General features: G+C 70.2%; 9 protein-coding genes. 7 read left to right on the top strand and 2 right to left on the bottom strand.

The genetic code is table 11. The features are described from left to right. Positions 1 to 21 precede the first annotated feature (21 nt). Positions 22 to 192, bottom strand: coding sequence for a hypothetical protein (locus tag EHS43_RS46670; protein WP_185806428.1), 171 nt, complete (start codon positions 190 to 192; stop codon positions 22 to 24). 90 nt (positions 193 to 282) lie between these two features. Here EHS43_RS46670 and EHS43_RS27020 point away from each other — a divergent pair, with 90 nt between their 5' ends. From EHS43_RS27020 to EHS43_RS27010, 3 genes are all read left to right on the top strand, one after another. Continuing rightward, on the top strand, positions 283 to 1,686 hold the full coding sequence (locus EHS43_RS27020) for an aspartate ammonia-lyase (protein WP_125193356.1): 1,404 nt from the start codon (positions 283 to 285) through the stop codon (positions 1,684 to 1,686). A gap of 71 nt (positions 1,687 to 1,757) precedes the next feature. Continuing rightward, positions 1,758 to 2,450 carry a DUF402 domain-containing protein gene (locus tag EHS43_RS27015; RefSeq protein WP_185806427.1) on the top strand — a complete coding sequence of 231 codons (693 nt, stop codon included), beginning with the start codon at positions 1,758 to 1,760 and terminating at the stop codon, positions 2,448 to 2,450. A 295-nt stretch (positions 2,451 to 2,745) separates the two neighbouring features. Beyond that, a complete protein-coding gene (locus tag EHS43_RS27010; protein ID WP_125193355.1) occupies positions 2,746 to 4,875 on the top strand; it encodes a SpoIIE family protein phosphatase in 2,130 nt (709 codons plus the stop codon). A 49-nt stretch (positions 4,876 to 4,924) separates the two neighbouring features. Here the strand turns inward: EHS43_RS27010 and EHS43_RS27005 are convergent, their stop codons facing one another. Further along, positions 4,925 to 7,282 (bottom strand): transglycosylase domain-containing protein, encoded by a 2,358-nt coding sequence (locus EHS43_RS27005; protein WP_125193354.1) that lies wholly within the window; start codon positions 7,280 to 7,282, stop codon positions 4,925 to 4,927. Positions 7,283 to 7,530: 248 nt separating this feature from the next. On the opposite strand from EHS43_RS27005, the gene EHS43_RS27000 reads away from it, so the two are divergent. The 4 genes from EHS43_RS27000 to EHS43_RS26985 all read left to right on the top strand — a co-directional run bounded on the left by EHS43_RS27000 (position 7,531) and on the right by EHS43_RS26985 (position 9,998). Further along, the gene (locus EHS43_RS27000) at positions 7,531 to 8,433 is read left to right on the top strand and encodes an SPFH domain-containing protein (RefSeq protein ID WP_125193353.1); all 903 of its coding nucleotides are present in this window, start codon (positions 7,531 to 7,533) and stop codon (positions 8,431 to 8,433) included. Then, positions 8,430 to 8,675 (top strand): hypothetical protein, encoded by a 246-nt coding sequence (locus EHS43_RS26995; protein WP_260470731.1) that lies wholly within the window; start codon positions 8,430 to 8,432, stop codon positions 8,673 to 8,675. Before EHS43_RS27000 ends, EHS43_RS26995 begins: the two co-directional genes overlap by 4 nt. 115 nt (positions 8,676 to 8,790) lie before the next feature. Then, positions 8,791 to 9,315, top strand: a complete 525-nt coding sequence (locus tag EHS43_RS26990; RefSeq protein WP_125193351.1) for a PadR family transcriptional regulator — start codon at positions 8,791 to 8,793, stop codon at positions 9,313 to 9,315. Continuing rightward, the gene (locus tag EHS43_RS26985) at positions 9,312 to 9,998 is read left to right on the top strand and encodes an ABC transporter ATP-binding protein (RefSeq protein WP_125193350.1); all 687 of its coding nucleotides are present in this window, start codon (positions 9,312 to 9,314) and stop codon (positions 9,996 to 9,998) included. The genes EHS43_RS26990 and EHS43_RS26985 overlap by 4 nt, the downstream gene beginning before the upstream one ends. Positions 9,999 to 10,061: the final 63 nt, after the last annotated feature.

Raw genomic sequence — 10,061 nt, 5'->3', positions numbered from 1 at the left:
CCCCCAGGGGCTCCGCCCCTTCTACCCAGGCGGGGACTGCGTCTCCTGCACCCCGCGCCAGGGCTTCGCCCGCTGGTCGGCCATGGGCCCGGGCTCCAGGTCCGGATCGTTGGCGGACGCCTCGGCCTGCGGCGGCAGGGGGCAGCGCGGGCCTTCCGCCGTTCCGACGCCCCGTTCTCGCCCGATCCCCACCTCCTGCTTCTCCTGACACCTTCTTCTGCGGTGTGTGACAGGAATAGGTGTCGCGGGGGCAGGTGCTGAGCAAGACGGAGGTGATCGGCAGTGGCCGACGAGCAGCAGGGACAGGCGTTCCGTATCGAGCACGACTCCATGGGCGAGGTCCGGGTGCCGGCGGACGCCAAGTGGCGGGCGCAGACCCAGCGGGCGGTGGAGAACTTCCCCGTCTCCGGGCAGCGGATCGAGCGGGCGCACATCGAGGCGCTGGCCCGGATCAAGGGGGCGGCCGCGAAGGTGAACGCGCGGCTGAACGTGCTCGACAAGGATGTCGCCGAGGCGATCCAGGAGGCCGCCGACGAGGTGGCCCGCGGCGACTGGGACGCGCACTTCCCGGTCGACGTCTTCCAGACCGGCTCCGGTACCTCGTCCAACATGAACACCAACGAGGTCATCGCGACACTGGCCACCGAGCGGCTCGGCCGTGACGTGCACCCCAACGACCACGTCAACGCCTCCCAGTCGTCCAACGACGTCTTCCCCTCGTCCATCCACATCGCCGCCACCGCCGCCGTCACGCGGGATCTCATCCCCGCGCTCCAGCACCTCGCTGACGCCCTCGGCCGCAAGTCCGAGGAGTTCTCCGACGTCGTGAAGTCGGGGCGGACCCATCTGATGGACGCCACTCCGGTGACCCTGGGCCAGGAGTTCGCGGGGTACGCCGCGCAGATCAGGTACGGCGTCGAGCGCCTCACCGCCTCGCTGCCCCGGCTCGCCGAGCTGCCGTTGGGCGGTACCGCGGTCGGCACCGGCATCAACACCCCGCCCGGTTTCTCGGCCGCCGTCATCGAGGAGGTGGCCCGCACCACCGGGCTGCCGCTGACCGAGGCGCGGGACCACTTCGAGGCGCAGGGCGCCCGGGACGGGATCGTCGAGACCAGCGGGCAGCTCAGGACCATCGCGGTCGGGCTCACGAAGATCGCCAACGACCTGCGGTGGATGTCGTCGGGGCCGAGGACGGGGCTGGCCGAGATCTCGCTGCCCGATCTCCAGCCCGGTTCGTCCATCATGCCCGGCAAGGTCAACCCGGTGATCCCGGAGGCCGTGCTGATGGTCGCGGCCCAGGTCATCGGGAACGACGCCACCGTGGCGACCGCCGGCGCGGCCGGCAACTTCGAGCTCAACGTCATGCTGCCGGTGATCGCGAAGAACGTCCTGGAGTCGATCCGGCTGCTCGCCAACGTCTCCCGGCTGCTCGCCGACCGGACCGTCGACGGCATCGTCGCGCACCGCGAACGGGCCCGTGAGTACGCCGAGTCCTCGCCCTCCGTGGTCACCCCGCTCAACAAGTACATCGGGTACGAGGAGGCCGCCAAGGTCGCCAAGAAGGCCCTCGCCGAGCGGCGGACGATCCGGGAGGTCGTACTGGAGGGCGGTTATGTCGAACGCGGCGATCTGACGGCCGAACAACTCGACGAGGCACTGGATGTCCTGCGGATGACACGGCCGTAACCTTTCCCGCGCGCGCGTGAACCGTGACGCGTACCGCAGCGTCGTATGCCTATGGCACCTAATATCTGTTCATGGCAGACGGTGGAGCGGTGAGAGCGGTGGAAGCGGGTACGACGGCGCGTTTCTGGGAGCCCGGGAGTCAGATCCTGTGGCGTTACCGGGAGAACGCCGGCGAGCAGTTCCACATCGCCCGCCCCGTGACCGTCGTGCGTGACGACGAGGATCTGCTCGCCGTGTGGCTGGCACCGGGCACTGAGTGTGTGCGGCCGGTGCTGGCCGACGGCACGCCGGTGCACGCCGAGCCGCTGGAGTCCCGTTACACCAAGCCGCGTTCGGTGCGGCGGGGCCGCTGGTTCGGTACCGGGGTGCTGAAGCTGGCCCGGCCGGGGCTGCCGTGGTCGGTGTGGCTGTTCTGGGAGCCGGGCTGGCGGTTCAAGAACTGGTACGTGAACCTGGAGGAGCCGCTGGCCCGTTGGGCCGGAGGTGTGGATTCCGAGGATCACTTCCTGGACATCACCGTGGACCCGGACCGGGGTTGGCAGTGGCGGGACGAGGACGAGTTCGCGCAGGCCCAGCGGGACGGGCTGATGGGCCCGGACCTGGCCGAACAGGTCAGATCGGCGGGGCGGTCCGCGGTGCGGGTGATCCGCGCCTGGGGCCCGCCGTTCTCGGACGGATGGCCCGACTGGCGGCCCGATCCGGGCTGGACCGTGCCGCGGCTTCCGGAAGACTGGGACCGTATGCCCGCGCACTTGTCCTCGTGAGACCCTTGATGTGCCCCCGGGCTGCAAACGTAGGATCGTCCTCCGCAAGAGTGCGCAGCGGCAACTACCGAAGCGGGCACTGTGCTTGACCGATCGTCACCGAGGGGCGGCAGGACGTGAGCGTGGGGTACGAGGGCAATTCCGCTACGGGCCGCGGAAGGTTGACCGAAAACGCAGGAACAGCCCCTGACCACGCGGGAATTCCGTTCCTGGGACACGCATTCCGGGTATCGGGATTTCGGCGGGACCCACTGCGCGTGAGGCGCGCAGCCCCGGACGGACGGATTCGACACGCGTGACGGAGCACCCGACCTCCTTCGAGCGCCCCCAGCCGGGCGTCGACCCCACGGACCCCCGCGGGGCGCTCCTGCGTTCCCCGGCGCCGCCGCCCGCCCACGGCGCGGAGGCGTCGGCCGCTTTACCGCTCCAGGCACGTTCGGGTGATCCCGCGTCGGAGGCACCCGTCGCCCAGGCGGGCAACAGCACGACCGGCAGGACCGGTACGACCGGCAACAACAAGGACATGGGCATGAACCCGGCCGGTACCGGCCCCGAGCACTCCCAGCCGGCCGCCGCCGAGCCGGACACGCACCGGCCGCGGCCCGTCCCCGAGGGGGTCCCGGTCCAGCCGGGCGGTGAGGGCGAGCGGTCGTCCCAGAGCGGTGACGAACGCCGTAGCGGGCAGGGGCTGCCTCCGGGCCGGCCCACCCCCATGCGGCGCGACGGCGACCGGCTGCGCTTCGTGGGCGCGGCGACCCGTCGGATCGCCCGGGGCATCGACCTGGACGAGATCGTGATGGGTCTGTGCCGGGCGACCGTGCCGACGTTCTCGGACGCGATCCTCGTCTATCTGCGCGACCCGCTGCCGGTCGGCGACGAGCGGCCCACCGGTCCCCTCGTGCTGCGGCTGCGGCGCAGTGACCGCATTCCGCAGCAGGAGCGGGACCTGGAGGACGGCATCCTGCCGGTGCCGGTGCCGGAGAACCCGACCGAGCTGGACGGGCTCGGCACCGAACTGTGCGAGGTGCAGCCCGGCAGCGCGCTCGCCGAGGTGCTGCGCGGGGTGCGGCCGGTCTTCACGGACACGCCCGCGGCCCATGCGGCGCTGCCCGAACTGCTCGGCGAGGGCTGCGAGTTCGCCGTGCCCTCGGGCCGGCGGGCGATCCTCGCCCCGCTGCGCGGCCGGCGCCGGGTCATCGGCGCGGCCCTGTTCCTGCGCCGCCCCGACCGCATCCCCTTCGACCCGGACGACCTGCTCGTCGCCGCCCAGCTCGCCACGCACAGCGCGCTGGGCATCGACAAGGCGGTCCTGTACGGCCGTGAGGCGTACATCGCCGACGAGCTGCAGCGCACCATGCTGCCGGAAACGCTCCCGCGGCCGACCGGCGTGCGGCTGGCCTCGCGCTATCTGCCGGCCGCCGAGACGGCCCGGGTGGGCGGTGACTGGTACGACGCGATCCCGCTGCCCGGCAGCCGGGTCGCCCTGGTCGTGGGAGACGTCATGGGGCACTCCATGACCTCGGCGGCGATCATGGGCCAGCTGCGGACGACCGCGCAGACCCTCGCCGGTCTCGACCTGCCCCCGCAGGAGGTGCTGCACCACCTCGACGAGCAGGCCCAGCGGCTCGGTACGGACCGCATGGCGACCTGCCTCTACGCCGTCTACGACCCGGTCTCGCACCGCATCACCATCGCCAACGCCGGTCATCCGCCGCCGGTGCTGCTGCACCTGGGCGGCCGGGCGGAGGTGCTGCGGGTGCCTCCGGGTGCGCCGATCGGTGTCGGTGGCGTCGACTTCGAGGCCGTGGAACTGGACGCTCCGGCCGGGGCGACCCTGCTGCTCTACACCGACGGGCTGGTGGAGTCGCGGCTTCGGGACGTGTGGACCGGCATAGAGCAGCTGCGGGAGAAGCTCGCCGCGACCGCGCAGCTGACCGGGCCGGATCATCCGCCACCGCTGGAGGCGCTGTGCGACGAGGTGCTCGACATGCTCGGTCCCGGTGACCGGGACGACGACATCGCGCTGCTCGCGGCCCGCTTCGACGGGATCGCGCCGAGTGATGTGGCGTACTGGTTCCTGGAGCCGGAGGACGCGGCCCCGGGCCGCGCCCGGCGGCTCGCGCGGCGGGCGCTTTCCCGGTGGGGCATGGAGGATCTGACCGACTCCGTGGAGCTGCTGGTCAGTGAGGTCGTGACGAACGCCGTGCGGTACGCGACGCGCCCGGTGACGCTCCGGCTGCTGCGGACCGACGTCCTGCGGTGCGAGGTCGGGGACGACGTGCCGCAGCTGCCGCGGCTGCGGCAGGCACGGGCCACCGACGAGGGCGGGCGCGGGCTCTACCTCGTCAATCGGCTCGCCCGGCGGTGGGGCGCCACCCGTCTGAGCACCGGCAAGGTGGTGTGGTTCGAGCTCAACAGGGGCTAGGGAACGAGAGAGGGGGCGCCCGGTGACACCGGGCGCCCCCTCTCTCGTGCTACTGGTTCTGGTTCCCGCTGCCGGGGTCGAACGGGTTCAGCGGTGAGGTCGACGTCTCCACCGGAGTGCTCTGCTCACCGGTCGGCGCGCTCTGCGACGGCGTCTCCGAAGGAGTTTCCGACGGGGTCTCCGACGGCGTCTCCGAGGGCGTCTCGGACGGGGTCTCCGACGGCGTCTCCGAGGGCGTCTCGGACGGGGTCGGAGAGGGCTTCGGGGTCCAGGTCGGCTGGACCGCGGCGCCCTGGTCGGTGTCCAGGTCGAACTTGGTGTTCCTGGCCGCGACGCCGAAGGTGTACTCCGCCCAGATCTGGGCCGGGAAGCCACCGCCGTTGACGCGGTCCAGGCCGGCGGTCTTGTACAGCTTGCTCTGGGCGCCGGTCTTGGCGTCCTCGCCGAACAGGCCGACCGAGGTGACCAGGTCCGGGGTGTAGCCGGTGAACCAGGCCGAGAGGTTGTCGTCCGAGGTACCCGTCTTGCCGGCGACCTTGCGGCCGTCGCGGGCCGGGTTCTCCGCCACGGAGATCTTCGCCGTACCGTCGGCGACCACGCCGGTCAGGACCGAGGTCACGGTGTCGGCGGCCTCGCGGCTGATCACCTGTTCGCCGATCGGGTCGGGCAGCTGGACCTCGCTGCCGCCCTGCTCGGCCGACTTGATGATGCTCGGCGTGACCTGCTTGCCGTGGTTGTCGAGGGTGGCGTAGACGGAGGCCATCTGGAGCGGGCTCGCGCCCATGGTGCCCAGGGTGTAGGCGGGCAGCGCCCTCAGCTTGCCGGTGTCCATGCCGAGCTTGGTGGCGGTCGCGAGCACCTTGTCCATGCCGACGTCGACGCCCATCTGCGCGAAGACGGAGTTGATGGACTGGTTCATCGCCGTCTGGACGGTGACCTGCTTGCCGTAGCTCCGGTCGTCCTCGTTCTCGGGGGCGAAGCCGACCTTGTTGCCGTTGCCGTCGACGACCTGGCGCTTGCTGGTGCCGTCGTAGACCGTGTTCGCGCCGATCGGCTTGCCGCTGTGCGTCTCGGAGCCGTTCTCCAGCGCGGCGGCGAGGATCACCGGCTTGAACGTCGAGGCGGGCTGGTAGTCGGTGCGGTTGGCGTTGCTGATGTAGTGCTTGGTGTAGTCCTGGCCGCCGTACAGGGCGACGATCTTCCCGGTCTTGGGGTCGACGGAGACGGCACCGGCCTGGACGTTCTTGTCCACCGGGCGCTTCTTCGGGTCCAGCTTGCTGATCAGCTGGCTCTTGACGGACTTCTCCAGCTTCGACTGCTTCTTCTTGTCGATGTTGAGGGTGATGGTCCAGCCCGAGTTCTCGACCCGGGCCTCCGCCTCGTCCTGGGTGATGCCCTGCGTCTTGACGAGCTGCTTCTCCAGCTGCTGGTTGGCGAGCTTGACCAGGTAGCCCTTCTGGCCCTCCAGGCCGGGGGCGGCCTTGGGCTCCTTGGGCACCGGGAACTTCATGGCGGCGCGCTCGGTCTTGTCCAGCCAGCCCTGCCCGACCATGTTGTCCAGGACGTAGTTCCAGCGGGCCTGCACGAGCTTCTTGCCGGTGGGGCTGGCGACCGCCCAGTCGTACTGGCTCGGGGCCTGGAGCAGCGCGGCGAGGTAGGCGCCCTGCTCGACGCTGAGCTTCTTGGCGTCGACGCGGTAGTAGTCCTGGGCGGCGGCCTGGATGCCGTAGGCGCCGCGGCCGTAGTAGCTGGTGTTGATGTAGCCCGCGAGGATCTTGTCCTTGGACGTCGTGCGGTCCACCTTCAACGAGATGACCAGTTCGCGCAGCTTGCGGGTGACGGTCTGGTCCTGGTCGAGGTAGTAGTTCTTGACGTACTGCTGGGTGATCGTGGAGCCACCCTGCTTGCCCTTGCCGGACAGGGTGTTGATGAGGCCGCGGGCGGTGCCCTTGAGGTCGACGCCGGAGTCCGTGTAGAAGGTCTTGTTCTCCGCCGCCACGAAGGTGCGCTGGACCTCCTTGGGCACCTCGGAGAGGTCCACGATCTCCCGGTTGGTGTCGCCGACGCGGGCCATGACCGAGCCGTCGCTCCACTCGTAGATGTTGCTCTGCTTCTGCGCGGCCGCGTTGCCCTTGGGCACGTCGATCATCATGTACATCACGATGAAGGCGCCGATGCCGAGCAGACAGAAGCCGAAGAACGTGCCGAGGATCTTCTTCCAGGTGAAGAACCGGCGTATGCCGCTCTTACCCTTCTTCGCGCCCTTCCTGCCCCGTCCCGCCGCCTTGCGCGCGGCGGCCCTGCCGCCGGTGGCGAGGCCCTCGCTCGGCGTCCCGGACGAGCGCGTGGGCGGCGCCGCGCGGCGACCACCGCGCTGACGTGCTCTTCTCTCTTCCGCTCGTCCCATGGGTCGACTCGCTCCGCTTCCTCATCGGCGGCCACACACGTTCGTGGCACAGGTCAGCTCAGAAAGCTAACACCGGTCTATATGACACAGGGCCCTCGATCCGGCCTTGGGAGGGCGTGAGAATCAGCACCCGCCTCCTCGGAACCAGACCTCCGAGAGGGCTTCGAGGTTGCCAGGACGGGGTAAAGTGATATCACTTAGCTAGAGCAGCGCTAGCCGCTCGACGACATCGACGATGGGGGACCCCTATGGCCATGGACGAATCAGTGCCCGACATGCCCGCTCCGCGCGTGCGGGAGTTCGCCGCGCACAGCATCGGCGGCGCGCTCGCGCTCCTGCTGGGCCTGGTCGGACTGCTGCTCGCCTTCTTCCTGTTCGCCGCGAGCGGGGAGAGCCCCGGGTTCGCCGTCGGCGGGGTGCTCGTACTGATAGCCGCGCTCATCTCGCTGCGCGGCCTGAACACGGTCGCGCCGGGCGAGGCCCGGGTCGTGCAGCTCTTCGGGCGCTACAAGGGCACCATCCGCCAGGACGGCCTGCGCTGGGTGAACCCCTTCACCTCCCGCACCAAGGTCTCCACCCGGGTCCGCAACCACGAGACCGCCGTCCTCAAGGTCAACGACGCCTACGGCAACCCGATCGAACTGGCCGCGGTCGTGGTGTGGAAGGTCGAGGACACCGCGCAGGCCACCTTCGAGGTGGACAACTTCGTGAAGTTCGTCGCCACCCAGACCGAGACGGCCGTACGGCACATCGCGATCGAGTACCCCTACGACGCCCACGAGGAGGACGGTCTCTCGCTGCGCGGCAACGCCGACGAAATCACCCAGAAGCTCGCCACCGAGCTGCACGCGCGCGTGGAGTCGGCCGGCGTGCAGATCATCGAGTCCCGCTTCACGCACCTCGCCTATGCGCCGGAGATCGCCTCGGCGATGCTCCAGCGGCAGCAGGCCGGTGCGGTGGTCGCGGCCCGGCGGCAGATCGTGGAGGGCGCGGTCGGCATGGTCGAGGAGGCGCTCGCCCGGATCACCGAGCGGGACATCGTGGAGCTGGACGAGGAGCGCAAGGCGGCGATGGTGTCCAACCTGATGGTGGTGCTGTGCGGCGACCGGGCCCCGCAGCCGGTCCTCAACACCGGGACGCTCTACCAGTGACGGCTCCTTCCGAGGGGGGCTCCCCCGAGCGCCGGCCTCAGCAGCGCAAGCAGGTGCTGCTGAGGCTGGACCCGCTGGTGTACGAGGCGCTCGCGCGGTGGGCCGGGGACGAACTGCGGTCGGCGAACGCGCAGATCGAGTTCCTTCTGCGCAGGGCACTGAAGGAGGCCGGCCGGCTGCCCGGTGACACCGGACCCCTGCCGCGCCGGGGCCGGCCGCCCAAGGACTCCGAGGACACGTAGAGCGCGTAGCAGAACCGTGACAATCGGCCCCCACCTGCGGTGGCTCACGCGCTGACATCCGTCTACACACTCCGCGTATACATGCGGGGTATACACCGCGTGTACAGTCCCTCCCATGTCCATCGGTCACACCCTCCTAGGGCTCCTGGAGTCCGGGCCCCGCCACGGCTACGACCTCAAGCGGGCCTTCGACGAGAAGTTCGGTCACGACCGGCCGCTGCACTACGGCCAGGTCTACTCGACGATGTCGCGACTGCTGAAGAACGGACTCGTCGAAGTCGACGGGATCGAACCCGGCGGCGGCCCCGAACGCAAGCGCTACGCCATCACCGACGCCGGGATCACCGACGTGCAGCGGTGGCTCGCCACGCCCGAGAAGCCCGAGCCGTACCTCCAGTCCACGCTGTACACCAAGGTCGTCCTCGCACTGCTCACGCACCGGGACGCCGCCGACATCCTGGACAACCAGCGCTCCGAGCACCTGCGGATGATGCGCATCCTCACCGACCGCAAGCGCAAGGGCGACCTCGCCGACCAGCTGATCTGCGACCACGCCCTGTTCCATCTGGAAGCCGACCTGCGCTGGCTGGAGCTGACCGCCGCGCGTCTCGACAAGCTCGCGGAGGTGGTGGTCAAGTGACCCCGGCCGGTTCCCTTCTCGTCGCCGACGAACTGCGCAAGACCTACGGTCCGACCGTCGCCCTCGACGGCGCCCAGTTCTCCATCCACCCCGGCGAGGTCGTCGCCGTCATGGGCCCCTCCGGCTCCGGCAAGTCGACCCTGCTGCACTGCCTCGCGGGGATCGTCACGCCCGACTCGGGCTCGATCACGTACAACGGCCAGGAGATGGCCACGATGAACGACGCCGAGCGCAGCGCCCTGCGGCGCTCCGAGTTCGGGTTCGTCTTCCAGTTCGGCCAGCTCGTCCCCGAGCTGACCTGCGTGGAGAACGTGGCGCTGCCGCTGCGGCTGAACGGCACCTCCCGCAAGGAGGCCGAGAGGACGGCCCTGGGCTGGATGGAACGCCTGGAGGTCGAGGACCTGAGGAAGAAGCGGCCCGGCGAGGTCTCCGGCGGCCAGGGGCAGCGCGTGGCCGTGGCCCGCTCCCTGGTGACCAGCCCTCGTGTGCTGTTCGCCGACGAGCCGACCGGCGCCCTCGACTCCCTCAACGGCGAGCGGGTCATGGAGCTGCTCACCGAGGCCGCCCGGTCCACCAACGCGGCCGTCGTCCTCGTCACGCACGAGGCACGGGTGGCCGCCTACTCCGACCGCGAGATCGTCGTACGGGACGGGAAGTCGCGGGACATGGAGCGGGCCGTATGAAGCGCGGGAGCTGGGGGCGCGACCTCGCCATGGGGGTCCGGTTCGCCTTCGCGGGGGGACGCG

This window comes from Streptomyces sp. RP5T, assembly GCF_003933965.1.
Classification (GTDB): domain Bacteria; phylum Actinomycetota; class Actinomycetes; order Streptomycetales; family Streptomycetaceae; genus Streptomyces.
The sequence above is the reverse complement of the archived record's forward strand: the minus strand, read 5'-3'. Positions and strand labels throughout refer to the sequence as shown.